This window comes from Streptomyces sp. NWU339 (genome assembly GCF_003143855.1).
Taxonomy (GTDB): domain Bacteria; phylum Actinomycetota; class Actinomycetes; order Streptomycetales; family Streptomycetaceae; genus Streptomyces.
The window spans coordinates 18,968-32,546 of sequence record NZ_QFRK01000044.1 but is presented as its reverse complement, the minus strand read 5'-3'; the positions used below and the strand labels follow the sequence as shown (position 1 = coordinate 32,546).

Annotated in this window: 15 protein-coding genes and 1 pseudogene; 6 read left to right on the top strand and 10 right to left on the bottom strand. The window is 73.2% G+C overall.

Annotated elements, in window-relative coordinates:
• Window positions 1–76: 76 nt before the first annotated feature.
• Genes DIZ27_RS34285 through DIZ27_RS34270 form a run of 4 tightly spaced genes read right to left on the bottom strand, consistent with a single transcriptional unit; the run spans window position 77 to window position 4,926 of the window.
• A complete protein-coding gene (locus DIZ27_RS34285) occupies window positions 77–1,210 on the bottom strand; it encodes an XdhC/CoxI family protein (protein WP_109382310.1) in 1,134 nt (377 codons plus the stop codon).
• Window positions 1,203–3,332, bottom strand: coding sequence for a xanthine dehydrogenase family protein molybdopterin-binding subunit (locus DIZ27_RS34280; RefSeq protein WP_109382309.1), 2,130 nt, complete (start codon window positions 3,330–3,332; stop codon window positions 1,203–1,205). Before DIZ27_RS34280 ends, DIZ27_RS34285 begins: the two co-directional genes overlap by 8 nt.
• Window positions 3,329–4,321, bottom strand: coding sequence for a xanthine dehydrogenase family protein subunit M (locus DIZ27_RS34275; RefSeq protein WP_109382308.1), 993 nt, complete (start codon window positions 4,319–4,321; stop codon window positions 3,329–3,331). The genes DIZ27_RS34280 and DIZ27_RS34275 overlap by 4 nt, the downstream gene beginning before the upstream one ends.
• Window positions 4,318–4,926 carry a 2Fe-2S iron-sulfur cluster-binding protein gene (locus DIZ27_RS34270; protein ID WP_109382307.1) on the bottom strand — a complete coding sequence of 203 codons (609 nt, stop codon included), beginning with the start codon at window positions 4,924–4,926 and terminating at the stop codon, window positions 4,318–4,320. The genes DIZ27_RS34275 and DIZ27_RS34270 overlap by 4 nt, the downstream gene beginning before the upstream one ends.
• 314 nt (window positions 4,927–5,240) lie before the next feature.
• Here DIZ27_RS34270 and DIZ27_RS34265 point away from each other — a divergent pair, with 314 nt between their 5' ends.
• Entirely contained in the window at window positions 5,241–5,840 is a 600-nt protein-coding gene (locus DIZ27_RS34265; protein ID WP_258308672.1) for a TetR/AcrR family transcriptional regulator, read from the top strand.
• Between the two features lie 168 nt (window positions 5,841–6,008).
• Here DIZ27_RS34265 and DIZ27_RS34260 read toward each other — a convergent pair whose 3' ends face one another.
• A complete protein-coding gene (locus DIZ27_RS34260; protein ID WP_109382326.1) occupies window positions 6,009–6,914 on the bottom strand; it encodes a LysR family transcriptional regulator in 906 nt (301 codons plus the stop codon).
• 180 nt (window positions 6,915–7,094) lie between these two features.
• Between DIZ27_RS34260 and DIZ27_RS34255 the strand changes: the two genes are divergently transcribed.
• Entirely contained in the window at window positions 7,095–7,370 is a 276-nt protein-coding gene (locus DIZ27_RS34255; RefSeq protein ID WP_109382305.1) for a hypothetical protein, read from the top strand.
• 62 nt (window positions 7,371–7,432) lie between these two features.
• Window positions 7,433–8,623, top strand: coding sequence for a CaiB/BaiF CoA-transferase family protein (locus DIZ27_RS34250; protein ID WP_109382304.1), 1,191 nt, complete (start codon window positions 7,433–7,435; stop codon window positions 8,621–8,623).
• Between the two features lie 63 nt (window positions 8,624–8,686).
• On the opposite strand, the gene DIZ27_RS34245 is transcribed toward DIZ27_RS34250, so the two are convergent.
• On the bottom strand, window positions 8,687–9,346 hold the full coding sequence (locus tag DIZ27_RS34245; RefSeq protein WP_109382303.1) for a phosphoribosyltransferase: 660 nt from the start codon (window positions 9,344–9,346) through the stop codon (window positions 8,687–8,689).
• Window positions 9,347–9,509: 163 nt separating this feature from the next.
• Here DIZ27_RS34245 and DIZ27_RS34240 point away from each other — a divergent pair, with 163 nt between their 5' ends.
• The gene (locus tag DIZ27_RS34240; RefSeq protein WP_109382302.1) at window positions 9,510–9,962 is read left to right on the top strand and encodes a YbhB/YbcL family Raf kinase inhibitor-like protein; all 453 of its coding nucleotides are present in this window, start codon (window positions 9,510–9,512) and stop codon (window positions 9,960–9,962) included.
• Window positions 9,963–10,045: 83 nt separating this feature from the next.
• Here the strand turns inward: DIZ27_RS34240 and DIZ27_RS34235 are convergent, their stop codons facing one another.
• From DIZ27_RS34235 to DIZ27_RS47710, 3 genes are all read right to left on the bottom strand, one after another.
• Complete coding sequence (locus DIZ27_RS34235) at window positions 10,046–10,474, bottom strand: VOC family protein (protein ID WP_109382301.1); 429 nt, start codon at window positions 10,472–10,474, stop codon at window positions 10,046–10,048.
• Between the two features lie 80 nt (window positions 10,475–10,554).
• The gene (locus DIZ27_RS47715; RefSeq protein ID WP_258308674.1) at window positions 10,555–10,896 is read right to left on the bottom strand and encodes a DUF4111 domain-containing protein; all 342 of its coding nucleotides are present in this window, start codon (window positions 10,894–10,896) and stop codon (window positions 10,555–10,557) included.
• Window positions 10,877–11,422 (bottom strand): nucleotidyltransferase domain-containing protein, encoded by a 546-nt coding sequence (locus DIZ27_RS47710; protein ID WP_258308671.1) that lies wholly within the window; start codon window positions 11,420–11,422, stop codon window positions 10,877–10,879. The genes DIZ27_RS47715 and DIZ27_RS47710 overlap by 20 nt, the downstream gene beginning before the upstream one ends.
• 185 nt (window positions 11,423–11,607) lie before the next feature.
• On the opposite strand from DIZ27_RS47710, the gene DIZ27_RS34225 reads away from it, so the two are divergent.
• Together DIZ27_RS34225 and DIZ27_RS34220 are read left to right on the top strand one after the other, a co-directional pair.
• Complete coding sequence (locus DIZ27_RS34225; protein ID WP_109382300.1) at window positions 11,608–12,045, top strand: pyridoxamine 5'-phosphate oxidase family protein; 438 nt, start codon at window positions 11,608–11,610, stop codon at window positions 12,043–12,045.
• Window positions 12,046–12,125: 80 nt separating this feature from the next.
• Window positions 12,126–12,572 (top strand): type II toxin-antitoxin system PemK/MazF family toxin, encoded by a 447-nt coding sequence (locus DIZ27_RS34220; protein ID WP_109382299.1) that lies wholly within the window; start codon window positions 12,126–12,128, stop codon window positions 12,570–12,572.
• Here DIZ27_RS34220 and DIZ27_RS34215 read toward each other — a convergent pair.
• Window positions 12,526–13,471 (bottom strand): annotated as a pseudogene (locus tag DIZ27_RS34215) (TIGR02452 family protein). The gene DIZ27_RS34220 and the pseudogene DIZ27_RS34215 overlap by 47 nt on opposite strands.
• Window positions 13,472–13,579: the final 108 nt, after the last annotated feature.

Genomic DNA, 13,579 nt, shown 5'->3' with positions numbered 1-13,579 from the left:
CCGAGGGGGCCGGTGCCGTACCGACGACGGCACCGGCCCCTTCGGCCGTGCGGACGGGTCGCCCGTCCCCCAGCGCTCAGACCCCGGCCGTCGCGCGTTCGTCGTGGTGGATCGGCGTCTGCGAGCCGGTCAGCGGTACTCCCGTGCCGCCCCTCCGGGCCGCGACGATCTCCGCCGCGATGGACAGGGCGGTCTCTTCCGGCGTACGCGCCCCGAGGTCGAGACCGATCGGCGACCTGAGCCGGGCCAGTTCCCGCTCCCCCACGCCTGCCTCGCGCAGTCGCCGTACGCGGTCCTCGTGGGTACGGCGTGACCCCATCGCGCCGACGAACGCCACCGGCATCGCCAGCGCCGCCGTCAGCAGCGGTACGTCGAACCTGGCGTCGTGAGTGAGCACGCACAGCACCGTGCGCCCGTCGGTCACGGTGGTGCCCAGGTAGCGGTGCGGCCAGTCGACCACGATCTCGTCGGCCGCCGGGAACCGGGCCCGGGTGGCGAACACCGGCCGGGCGTCGCAGACGGTCACGTGGTAGCCGAGGAATCTGCCGACCCGTACCAGCGCCGCCGCGAAGTCGACCGCGCCGAAGACGATCATCCGGGGCGGCGGCTGCGACGACTCCACGAACAGGGTCAGGCCGCCCGGGCAGTGCGATCCGTCCGCCGAGAGGCCGACGGTGCCGGTGCGTCCGCCGTCCAGCAGGACCCGCGCCTCGGCCGCCGCCGTCCGGTCCAGATCCGGGTGGCCGGCGAGACCACCCTCGTACGACCCGTCGGAGTGCACGAGGAGTGCCCCGCCGAGCTGTTCGTCAGGGCCTTCGACGACCCGGACGAGCGCCCCCGGCTCGCCGCGGGCGGCCCTGGACAGGGCCCTTTGGAGCACCTCGCGGGCGGGAGCGCGCACATCGACCGGGGTGACCATGATGTCGATGTTCCCTCCGCAGGTCAGACCCACCGCGAAGGCGTCCTCGTCGCTGTGTCCGAACCGTTCGACCCGGGTCGCGCCGTCCGCGAGCGCCTGGACGCACAGCTCGTACACCGCGCCCTCGACGCAGCCGCCGGAGACCGAGCCGATCACCGTGCCCGCGCTGTCGACGGCGAGCGCCGCGCCTGGGCCGCGCGGTGCGCTGCCGCCCACCGACACCACGGTGGCCACGGCGAACTCCCGGCCCTCGTCCAGCCACTCGTGCAGCTCACCGGCGATGTCAAACATGCGGCCCGCCCACAGTGAGGATCCGGTCCGGCCGGATGGGAAGCCGACGGTGCCGCACTCCGGTCGCGTGCCAGACCGCGTTGGCGACGGCGGCCGCGGCTCCCACGATGCCGACCTCGCCGATCCCCTTGATACCGACCGGGTCGTCGGGGTCCGGATCGTCCACCCAGTCCGCCTCGACGACCGGCACGTCGGCGTTGGTGGCGATGTGGTAGCCCGCGAGGTCACCGCCGTAGTGGCGGCCGGAGGAGCGGTCGCGGACCCCCTCCTCGTGCAGCGCCATGGAGATGCCCCAGATCATTCCGCCGACGAGTTGACCGCGCGCGGTGAGCGGGTTGACGATCCGCCCGGCGGCGAACACCCCGAGCATCCGGCGCACCCGTACCTCGCCCGTGGTGACGTCCACGGCGACCTCGGCGAACTGCGCACCGAAGGAGTGCCGTTCCTTCTGCGCCAGCGCGCCGAGGGCCGCGGTGGTGTCGGAGCGCACGGTCACTCCCTCCGGGGGGACGGCGGCGCCCGGCACCAGCCGCTCCCGCAGTTCGGCGGCCGCGACGGTGATCGCCCAGGCCCAGGAGCGGGTGCCCGTGGAACCGCCGGCGATCATCGCGGGGCCGAAGTCGCTGTCACCGATCCGCATCCGGATCCGCGCGGGCGCCACCTGGAGCGCGTCGGCGGCGACCAGGGTGAGCGCGGTACGGGCTCCGGTGCCGATGTCGGCCGCGGCGATCCGCACGGTGAAGGTGCCGTCCGGCTCCGCCGTCACCGCGGCCGTGGAGGGGCCGGCGCCGGCGGGGAAGGAGGCTGCGGCGGTACCGGTGCCGATCAGCAGGTTCCCTTCCCTGCGCACGCCGGGGCGCGGGTCCCGGGCGGCCCAGCCGAAGCGACGGGCGCCCTCCCGGAAGCAGGCGGTGAGGTTGCGGCCGCTGAACGGCATCCCGGAGACCGGGCCGCGGTCGGGTTCGTTGCGCAGGCGCAGCTCGATCGGGTCGACGCCGCACTGCTCGGCGAGCTCGTCGAGCGCCGCCTCGAGCGCGAACGCGCCCGGCGCCTCGCCCGGCGCGCGCATCCAGGCCGGCGACGGCACGTCCAGGCGCACCACCTCGTTCGCGGTGCGGTGGGCGGGGGCGTCGTACATCACCCGTGCCACGCTCGCGCTGGGCTCGACGAACTCCCAGACCGTCGACGTCTGGCTGAGCGAGCGGTGTTCCAGGGCGCGCAGCCGTCCGTCGGCGTCGGCGCCGAGCCTGATCCGCTGGACGGTGGGGCTGCGGTAGCCGGTGAGCGAGAACATCTGACGGCGGGTCAGCACCACGCGGACCGGGCGGCGCAGCGCGGTGGCGGCCATGACGGCGGACACCTGGTGGGCGCGCAGGCCCTTGCTGCCGAAGCCGCCGCCGATGTGCTCGGAGCGCACCCGCACGGCGGACGCGTCGAGGGAGAACATCCGGCGGAGTTCGTCGGCGACCCAGGTGGTGCCCTGGTTGGAGTCGACGACCTCGAGCCGCCCGCCGTCCCACAGGGCGGTCGCCGCGTGCGGTTCCATCATGCTGTGGTGCTCTTCGGGGGTGGTGTACTCGACGTCCAGGACATGGGTGGACGCGGCGAGTTCGGCCGCCAGGTCGCCCTTCTCCGTCACCCCGGGCATGTGCCCGTCCACCGGATACGCGTCCGGGCGGTCTCCGGAGAACTCGATGTCGTGCGGCTCCTGTTCGTACGTCACGACGAGTGCTTCGGCGGCCTCCCGGGCCTGCTCGGACGTCTCGGCGACGACGAGTGCGACGGGCCAACCCGCGTGCGGGACACGGTCGTTCTGGAAGACGGCGGCGGTCGGGTCCGGCGGGACGCCCAGCAGGCCGATGTAGTCGGTCTCCAGGCGGGGGGCGTTCTGGTGGTGCAGTACGGTGAGCACGCCCGGCATGCCGAGGACGGGGGCGGTCTCGACGGACCTGATCCGGCCGCGGGCGATGGTGGACAGCACCAGCCAGCCGTGGGCCAGGCCGTCGAAGGAGATCTCGCCCGCGTAGCGGGCGGCTCCGGTCACCTTCTCGCGGCCCTCCACTCGGGTGTGGGCGGTTCCGACGGCGCCCGTCACCGTCGTACGGCCGGTCGTGGTGGTCATCGGGCGGTCTCCTCGGCGAGTTCGGACAGGACGGCCACCACGAGGTTGCGCATGAGCGTCATCTTGTACGCGTTACCGGGCAGCGGCCGGGCCGCCGCGAGTTCGGCGTCGGCCGCCGCGGTGAAGTGGTCGGCGCCCGCCGGGGCCCCGGTCAGTACGCGTTCGGCCGCGCGGGCCCGCCATGGCCGGGACGCGACCGCACCGAAGGCGAGACGCGCCTCGCGCACGACGCCGTTCCTCACGTCGAGGGCGGCGGCGATCGAGCCGATGGCAAAAGCGTACGAGGCGCGTTCGCGCACCTTGCGGTAGCGGGAGTGGGCGGCGGTCGGCGCGGGCGGCAGCGTGACACCGGTGACGAGGGCGCCCTGCGGCAGAGCCGTCTCCCGATGCGGGCTGTCGCCGACCGGCAGATAGAAGTCGGCAATGGGTAACTCGCCCGGTCCGTCGGTGGTTCGGTAGGTGACGACGGCGTCGAAGGCGGTGAGCGCCACACCCATGTCGGAGGGATGGACGGCGACGCAGTGCTCGGAGGCGCCCAGGATGGCGTGGTTGTGGTGCTCGCCCTCGACGGCGGGGCAACCACTGCCGGGGTCCCGCTTGTTGCAGGGCTGGGTCACGTCGGTGAAGTAGCCGCAGCGGGTGCGCTGGAGCAGATTTCCGCCGACGGTGGCCATGTTGCGCAGCTGCCCCGAGGCGCCGGCGAGCACGGCCTGGGGCAACGCCGGATAGCGGCGCCGTACCTCGGGATGGGCGGCGAGGTCGCTGTTGGTGACGGTGGCGCCGATGTGCAGTCCGCCGTTCCCGGTCGACTCGATCCGGTTCAGGGGGAGTTCGCGTACGTCGACGAGCCGGACGGGGCGTTCGACGCCGGTCTTCATCAGGTCGACGAGGTTGGTTCCGCCGCCGAGGTAACGGGCTTCGGGGTCGGCACCGAGCAGGGCGACCGCGCCGGGGACGTCATCGGCACGACGGTAGTCGAACTCCCTCATGCGGCGGCCTCCTCGGCCTCGGCGCGGTCCGTGGTCCGGGTCCGGTCCGGGTCTTTGACGGGTGTGGTGGGCCCGGTGTGTTCGGCAGCTGCGCGGGCGACCGCCTCGACGATCGACACGTAGGCGCCGCAGCGGCAGAGGTTTCCGCTCATCCGTTCGCGGATCTCCTGCGGGGTCAGGGGTGGTGGTCCCGCGTCGGGCCGTACGTCGGTGGTGACGGCGCTGGGCCAGCCCGCGGCGTACTCCTCGATCACGGCGACGGCGGAGCAGATCTGGCCGGGCGTGCAGTAGCCGCACTGGAAGCCGTCCAGGTCGAGGAAGGCCTGCTGCACGGGGTGCAGCCGTTCCCCGTCGGCGATGCCTTCCACGGTGGTGATCTCCCGTTCCTGCGCCGCCACGGCCAGTTGCAGGCAGGACACGGTCCGGCGGCCGTCGACCAGGACGGTGCAGGCACCGCACTGCCCCTGGTCACAGCCTTTCTTGGTACCGGTGAGATCGAGGCGCTCGCGCAGGGCGTCGAGCAGTGTGGTGCGGTGGTCGACGGACAGAGCGTGCTTCTCGCCGTTGATGTTCAGAGTGACGGTGCTGGACGTCGAGGGGGCCATGAACAGCCTTCTTTCGCGGATCCGGGCAGACCGAACAGGGCCCTCCGGAAGGCGGACGGGTCAGGACAGCGGTCAGAAGGTCGGAGAAGGGCATCGGGCACACGGGAGAGGAACGGAACCGTGCGGGAGCGGATGCGAGGGCACCGGTCGCCCCCGGGCGCACCGGCACGCCGGTCCGGCTTCCCGCACCGTCCGCGGCCACCGATACGATGCACCGAAGCGGACGGCTGTCCGTTACTCGAAAAAACGTAACGGACAGCTGTCCGGTTAGCAAGAACGGCTTTCGGCCACGGCCGTCCGCTGAGGAGGGACGAGTGGGACAGGAGAACGACGCGTCCCCCCGCGCGCAGGCACCGTTGCGTGCGGACGCCCGGCGCAACCGTGAGCGCATCCTGGAGGTGGCCCTCGCCGAGCTGACCCGGTCGGCCGACACCCCGCTGAGCGTGATCGCCAGGAAGGCGGGCGTCGGGCAGGGCACGCTCTACCGGAACTTCCCCAGCCGCAAGGCGCTCGTCCTGGAGATCTACCGGCACGAGATGCGTCAGGTCGCCGACAGCGCCGCCCGGCTGCTGGAGACCCGGGAACCCGACCGGGCGCTGCGCGAGTGGATGGACCGGCTCGCCCTCTTCGCCATGACCAAGGTGGGACTCGCCGATGCCATCCGGCAGGCCACCAGTACGCCGGGCAGCCCGGGGAAGCCGGCCCACACCCCGGTGACCGATGCGGCTGACCTCCTGTTGCGCGCCTGTGAGGAGGCCGGATCCATCCGGCCCGGGGTGAGCGCGGACGACCTCACTCTCGCGATCGGCTGCCTCTGGCAGCTCGATCCCGCCGGGAACTGGCAACCGCAGGCCGCCCGGCTGCTGGATCTCATCATGGACGGGCTGCGCGCGGGGGCACCCGGACGGCGGTAGGCGGCGACGGGCGACCGGGGGCCTGCCCGGCGGATCAGGTCACAGGAGCTCGGCGGCACCTCATCAGCGCAGGTGAACGCGGGTCATGGGGGTCCCCCGGCTCGAAGAACCTGAGGGAGGCCGTGCCGGCCCCGAGCGCCCACCCGGCTGCTCAACCCCGACCGGTGTTCAGGCGACGGCCGTCGGCGCCAGTTCGCGTAGTTCCCGCAGGGCGGCCTCGACCGCCGGGCGGGCGTGGCCGCCTCCTCGCGTGCAGGTCAGCAGTTTGCGGTGCGGGTTGCCCGTGCAGCGCACTCGGGTGACCGGCAGCTGCGGGGTCGGCTGGGCCAGCCGCGGGATCAGGGCGACGCCCAGCCCGTGCGCGACGAGGTGGGCGGTGACGTTCCAGTCGAGGGCGTGGTGGACGACGTCCGGGGTGAACCCGGCGGCGCCGCACGCCGACATCACATGCGCCCGGCAGGGACTCTCCGGCACCGGCGCGATCCACGGCTCGCGCGCCGCCTCCTCGAGGTCGACCCGCTCCCGCCCGGCCAGCGGATGCCCCTCGGGGACCACCAGGTCGAACGGGTCGTCCAGCAGCGGCCGCTGGTCGAAGCGCGCGTCGCTGAGCGGCGGGTTCCTCGGAGTGGCCTCCACGATCGCCAGATCGGTGGCCCCCTCGAAGAGCAGGTCGAAGCTCTTCGGCACCTCCGTCTCCAGGATCCGCACCGCCAGCCGCGGATGACGCGCGCCCAGCCGGGCCGCCATGGGCGCCAGCAGCACCGAGATCGCCACCGGGAATCCGGTCACCCGCAGCAGCCCGGCGGGGGCGCCGCGGTCGGCCCGCAGGTCCAGTTCGGCCTGCTCCCAGTGGGCCTGGATGGCGTCGGCGTGTGCGAGCAGGCTCTCGGCCGCCGGGGAGAGCCGTACCCCGCGCCCCTGCGGTTCCAGCAGGTCGACGCCCAGGTCGCGGGCGAGGCGGCGGATCTGCTGGGAGGCGGCGGACGGGGTGAAGTGCAGGGCCTGGGCTGCCGCCGTGACCGTGCCGTAGTGGGCGACCGCCCTCAGGACGTGCAGTCGGCGCAGGTCAATCATGTAGTTCACGCTTCACGGTCAAGTCCACAAAGTCAACCTGGACGTATGCGGATGCTCCGGCGCACCCTGGGCTGTGTCACGACGGCCGACCGGGCCATGGCGTAATGGGAGCCGCGGGTTTGAGAACGCGCGGACTCGAGGATGCGCGGACCCGGGGATGTGAGGAGCTGAGGAGTCATCATGACCAGCACGCCCGGAACCACCGGCGCGACCGGCTCGACCGGCGTCATCTGCCCGTACTGCGGATGGCCGGACGACGGCGAGCCGTTCCGGCTGGTGTCACGGCACACCACCGCGGCGGGCAGGACCGTGTGGACCCGCTGCGGCTGCGGCTCGCTCCAGGTCCGCGTCGTCGACGACCGCGGCAGCCGCGTCGTCACCCGCAGCAGGCCGCCCGCCGACGTTCCGCCGAGCCGGGCGGGCGGGGCCTGCGGTGTGGGCGGAACGGGTCACTGAACGGGGCACCGTTGACAGGCCGCTCGCCCCGGCCGTACTAATCGGGGAGGTGAGCGGAAGGCGTGGACGTGCAGAGACATCCCCTGTCCGGGGTCACAGTGGTCAGTCTGGAACAGGCCGTGGCCGCGCCGTACGCAACCCGTCAGCTCGCCGACCTCGGCGCTCGTGTGATCAAGGTGGAGCGGCCGGGCGAGGGAGACTTCGCCCGTCGCTACGACACCACCGTCCACGGCCACTCCAGCTACTTCGTGTGGCTCAACCGCTCCAAGGACTCCCTCACGCTGAACCTCAAGGATCCGCGGGGCCGGGAGATCCTGCACCAACTCCTCGCCGGTGCCGACGTGTTCGTGCAGAACCTGGCGCCGGGCGCGGCGGGCCGGCTCGGCCTGGGCACCGACGAGCTCGCCCGGCGCCACCCCCGGCTGATCCCCTGCACCATCTCCGGCTACGGCACGACCGGCCCCTGGGCCGACCGCAAGGCGTACGACCTGCTGGTGCAGTGCCAGACGGGCCTGGTGTCGCTGACCGGAACACCGGACGGCACCGCCCGGACCGGTATCTCGGTGGCCGACATCGCCGCCGGGATGTACGCGTACAGCGGTGTCCTCACCGCGCTGTACACCCGCGCGACCACCGGCACCGTCCACCCCGTGGAGGTGTCGCTGTTCGAGGCGCTCGCCGAGTGGATGGGCCAGCCCGCCTACTACACCCGCCACGGCGGCACCCAGCCCCCGCGGCTGGGCACCCAGCACGCCACGATCGCCCCGTACGGGACGTATCCGGCCGCAGACGGGCGCGAGGTGCTGTTCTCCATCCAGAACGAGCGCGAGTGGACGGCCCTGTGCGTTGAGTTCCTGGGTCGCCCCGAGCTGGCCGAGGATCCCCGCTTCGTCACCGGCTCCGCCCGGGTGGCGCACCGCGAGGAACTCAACGCCGTCATCGCCGAGCGCTGCGCCCGCTCCGACGCCGGGGAACTGCTGGAGGAGCTGGAGGCCGCCGGCATCGCCTGCGCCGGGGTCAACGACGTCGCCGCCTTCCTCGACCACCCGGTCCTCGCCGCCCGCGACCGCTGGCGCGAGGTGGCCGTGCCCGGAGCGACCGTTCAGGCCCTGCTTCCGCCGGCCGACCTCGCGGGCCTGCCACCCCGCATGGACCCGGTACCGGCCGTCGGCGAACACACGGAGGCGATCCTCACCGAACTGGGCCACTCCCCCGCCGACATCGACGCCCTCCGCGCGGACGACGTCGTCTGAACCGATGCCGTCGTCCGAGCAGACGCGAGCGGGCGCGAGCAGACGACGGCGTCCGAGTCGCGCCTACGAACCGGATGCCCCCTGGCGCCGGTGCAGCGCCGTCAGCACGTCCTCATCCGTCAGCTGGTCGAAGTCCGCGTACCACTCGCCCACGGCCATGAAGCCGGCGGGCCGGTGCGGACAGACCACCTCGTCGGCCTCGGCACGCATCCGTTCGACACTCTCCGGGGAGCCGACCGGGACGGCCAGCACGACCCGGGCGGGTGCCTGACGCCGTACGAACCGGAGCGCGGCGCGGGCCGTGGAACCGGTCGCCAGACCGTCGTCGACGACGATCACGGTACGTCCCCGCAGCTCGGGGGCGGGCCGGCCCTGGCGGTAGAGCTGTTCACGGCGTCGCAGTTCGACGCGCTCCCGCTCGACCACGGAATCGAGATCGGTCTCGCTCAGGCCCAGCGCCCGCAGGGTCGACGGATCGAACAGGGGCACCTCGTCACCGGCCATCGCACCGACGCCGACCTCCTGGTGGAAGGGGGCGCCGATCTTCCGGACGACGAGTACGTCGAGCGGCGCCTCGAGCATCTCGGCGACCTCGTGGGCCACGGGGATGCCACCGCGGGGCAGGGCAAGGACGACGGCCTCGGGCAGCGCGCCGTCGCCCTGCATCCCGCGCAGCCTCTCGGCGAGTTCCCGGCCGGCTTCCCGCCGATCACGGAACAGCATGACGGACGCCCCTCTCCGCACCGGTCTCCCCACCGGGGACGGCTGCCCCGGTGCGGCTCCCGCGTACCCCCTCGCGGGTGGTCCGAAGCACGCTCCGCCCGACGAACCTCCCACGCCGGTACGGGGTCGCATGCCCGGGGGACGAGGGGGTACCCCGGGGCACATGACCGGTATCGACATCGGCAGTGACGCCTTCAACGACCACACGTTCATCGCGCGGCGGCACGCGTACGAGGCGGCGAACGTCTCGCCGCCGCTGGCCTGGAGCGGTGTGCCGGACGACGCGGCGGAGCTGGTCCTGCTGTGCGAGGACCCCGACGCGCCGTCGGGGACGTTCGTGCACTGGATCGTCGTGGGCATCGACCCGCACAGCGGCGGCGTCGGCGCGGGGCAGAGTCCGCCGCGGGGCACCGCGCTGGTCAACGGTTACGGGGAGCGCGGCTGGGGTGGGCCGCATCCGCCGCCCGGGGACGACGCGCACCACTACGTCTTCCGGCTCTACGCCCTGGCCGAGCCGTGTGTGCTGCCCGACGCGCCCCGCGCGGAGCAGGTGCACGAGGCGGTGGACAGGGCTCGGATCGCCGACGGCACCCTGGTGGGGTTGTACCGGCGCTGACTCCGCCGGGTCCCACCGGCGGGAACCGCGGCCGGGGCGGGTGAGGCGGCTCGCGTACCCGCCCACCCCGGCCTGTCCTGTGCTCAGAGCGCTCCGGGGACTTCCTCCGTGACGCCGTTCAGCGGCGACGCCGGGTCGCTGCCGTAGGGACGGGTGATCACTTCCAGGCCGTGTCCGGCCGGGTCGGGGAAGTACACGCCGCGTCCGCCGTCGTTGCGGTTGATCCGGCGTGGGTGCCGACCGTGCGGATCTGCCTGGATGGGGACCCCGGCGTCCACGAGCCGGCCGAGGATCGGGCCGAACTCGTCCTCGGAGACGAGGAAGGCGTAGTGCTGCACGGGAATGTCGGCGTCGATGGTCGCGAAGTCCAGCGTGACGCCGTTGGCCGTCGTCACGGGCAGGAACATTCCGGCCGGTTCGCCGACCTCCAGCCCCAGGATCCGGGCGAGGAAACGGGCGGACTTCTCCCGGTCGCGGGTCAGGACGATGGTGTGGTTGAACTCGACTGACACGGTTTCAATGCCTCCACGGGCATCCGCGGCGCCTCCATGCCTCACCCTGCCGGTGACCGACACGCGATGCCGCACAGGGATCATAGGCAGCTCCGTGGGCCGTCGTCGAGGTGCCCTCGACGCCCTGTCGCCCACGGAGCCTGCGTGGCCTCGTCGACGCGGGTGGCCACACGGTCCAGGAAGCGGCGCACGTCGGCGGCGGGCAGCGGGAGCGCGGCCCCACGGGGACGTTCGAAGCTGTGCAGCGCGGCCTCGACGAGGGGCCGGAAGGCGGCCTCGGAGTCGGCGACCGCCTCCGCCGCCCCGCGCTTGGGAAGCCACTGGCCGGTGCGGCAGAACACCAGGGAGCGGCAGCCGTTGAGCACCCTGTTGTCCGCCAGGTGGCCCTCGCCGTCGGCGTGTTCACGGACGGAGGCCCGCAGCGCGGTGAGCAGTGCGGCGCGGGGCGGCTCGGCGACCGCCTCCCGGGCCGCCCTGCCGAACAGCGGACGTCCGGCCCGGGAGGCGATGGAGCGGTCGATGACGTAACCAGAAGTCCGCGGACTCCCCCGGGTCGAAACTCACCTTCTCCGGCAGCTCCGCGCCGGTGTTGAGGTCCAGCAGGTAACCGGCCCCGTCCTCCCCCGTCCCGGCGGCGGTGTCGGAGGCGTGGACGACCAGTTCCAGCCCGGCCGCGGGACACGGCAGCGCGGAGCGGCTGAGTGCCCCGGCCAGCTCGTGCAGCGCCCGGCCGGGCAGGGACGGGTCCACCACGACCATGATGTCGACGTCACTGCGCCCGTGCAGGTAGTCGCCGAGGGCGACCGAACCGATCGCGAGGACGCTCACCAGGTGAGGGCCGCAGACGGTGCGGATGCGGTGGACCTGTTCCGCCAGATAGGGACGGAGCTCGGCGGGCACGGGCTGCGGGGAGGCGGGAGAACCGGGAGGGGCGGGGGTACGGGCCATACGCTCAGTGTCACCGGTGGAAAGCGCCCCTCGCCCGGCGTCCGTCGCCATACGGCAGGGCCCGGCCGTCCCTGCCGGACCCCACCGGCCCCCGGGGTACCCACCGGGACCGTTTTCAAGCATCGGTTGCTCATCAGGGCCGTCCGGCCCTGGTCCTGGTGGCTTCCGCCGCCGACGATGGACTGATGTTCCAGAGCGATGGCTTCCGCGCACTCGACCGCCAGGAGTGCCTGCGTCTGCTGGCGAAGGTGCCGGTGGGTCGCGTCGTGTACACCCGGCAGGCGCTGCCCGCCGTCCTCCCGGTCAACTTCTCCCTGGACACGGACTCCTCCGTGCTGCTGTGCACCTCGCGGGACTCCGACCTGGTGCGCGCGATCGACGGCGTCGTGGTGGCCTTCGAGGCCGACGACTTCCAGGCCGGGACACGGGCCGGCTGGAGCGTGGTGATCACCGGCCGGGCCGCCGTGGTGACTGACCCCGCCGAGCACGAGCGGCTGCTGCGAAGCGGTCCCGACTCCTGGATGCCGATGCGGGACGGGGTGTTCGTACGGATCGAGGCCGGCATGGTCTCGGGGCGGGAACTCATGGGCCTGGGCGTGCGCGGCACCGCGTCGACCACCTGAGACAACCGGGCCACCGGACCACCGGCCCGGTGCCGCACGGCGGTTGATCATGGCCCTGGGGCATCCCGTACGGTACGCCCGTGACCGAGTACAGCACTGAGGAAGCCCCGGGGCGCTTCGGCCCCACCGCCACCACCGAGGCCGAGCCCGGCGATGTGGGCCGGGTGCGCACGGAATACTCGCCCGCGCACGACGGTGACCCCGATCCCGGGGAGATCGTCTGGACCTGGGTGCCCTATGAGGAGAACGACGGCCGGGGCAAGGACCGTCCGGTGCTCGTCGTCGCGCGTGAGGCAGCCGGAACCGTCCTCGCCGTGCAGTTGTCGAGCAGGCGGCGCGACGGGGACCGGGACTGGGTGCCGATCGGCAGCGGGCCGTGGGACCGGTCGGGCCGGGATTCCTGGGTCGCCGTCGACCGGGTGCTGCGGCTGCACGAGGACGGCATGCGCCGCGAGGCCTGTGCCCTGGACCGGATGCGGTTCAATCTGGTGCGTCACCGGCTGCGGGAACGGTACGGCTGGAGCTGACCGCCGCCGTGTCCGCCACCAGATCCGCGAACGTCCGCTCGAAGGCCATGCGGGTCGCGCCCTCGCGCGTGCGGTCCAGGATCCCGAACACCACGTGCTCGAACACCCCCGCGAACCGGCCGCCCGGCTCCAGCAGCGCCCGGAACGCGGCCGCCACCTGCGCGGGGTCGTTGCGGAAGACCCCGCAGCCCCAGGCGCCCAGCACCAGCCGCCGGTAGCCGCCCGCCACGGCGGTCTCCAGCACCCGCTCCGCCCGGACGGCCAGGGCGCCGGGCACCTCGCCCACGCGCTCCGGCGCCGTCCGGCGGATGACGCCCGCGTTCGGCGCGGGCGAGGTGAGGAAGCCCGCCTGGAACGGCTCCTCGAGGAGCCGGCCGCGGTCGTCGCGGAAGACGGGCACCGCGGGCGAGTGGATCACCCGGTCGGAGTAGAACGGGTCACGGTGGTTCCGGTGGTGGTCGTAGTACTCGGCGGCTCGCAGCAGGCAGGTGTGGAGCGCGGAGGCACGGCACAGCGCCTCCTCCTGAGCCTGCGCTCCGTTGAGGTAGCCGCCGCCGGGGATGGGGGTACCTCCCTGCTCGAACGAAGCTGAGAGCTTGGGGGATCGCGGAGGCGAAGTTCAGCACCGCCGGCTCCCGACGCGGTCCGCCCGGCTCCGCGTCTCCCGCGAGCTGGCGCGCGGCCTCCAGGCTGCTCTCCCCGGTGACCTCGATCCGAGTCCCGACCGGGAAGGACCACTCCGAAACCCGCACCGGCTCCGGCCCGTACATCCGGGTCCCGTCCCGGGCGGCCCGGACGGCCGCCGCGAGGCGCACCGCGCGGCCGCTCGGAGCACGGTAGGTCCCGGCCGCCACGATCTGCTCGGTCTCGCGCGCGATGCCGCGCAGACGCGCGCTCACGCCACGACCCCCGTACGCTCCGTGACCGCGCGCCCCGCGGCTCCCCTCTCCGACATCCCCACCGGCTCCCCCGTGATCTCCCCCGTCGTGCCCGTACGAGCATCGTGA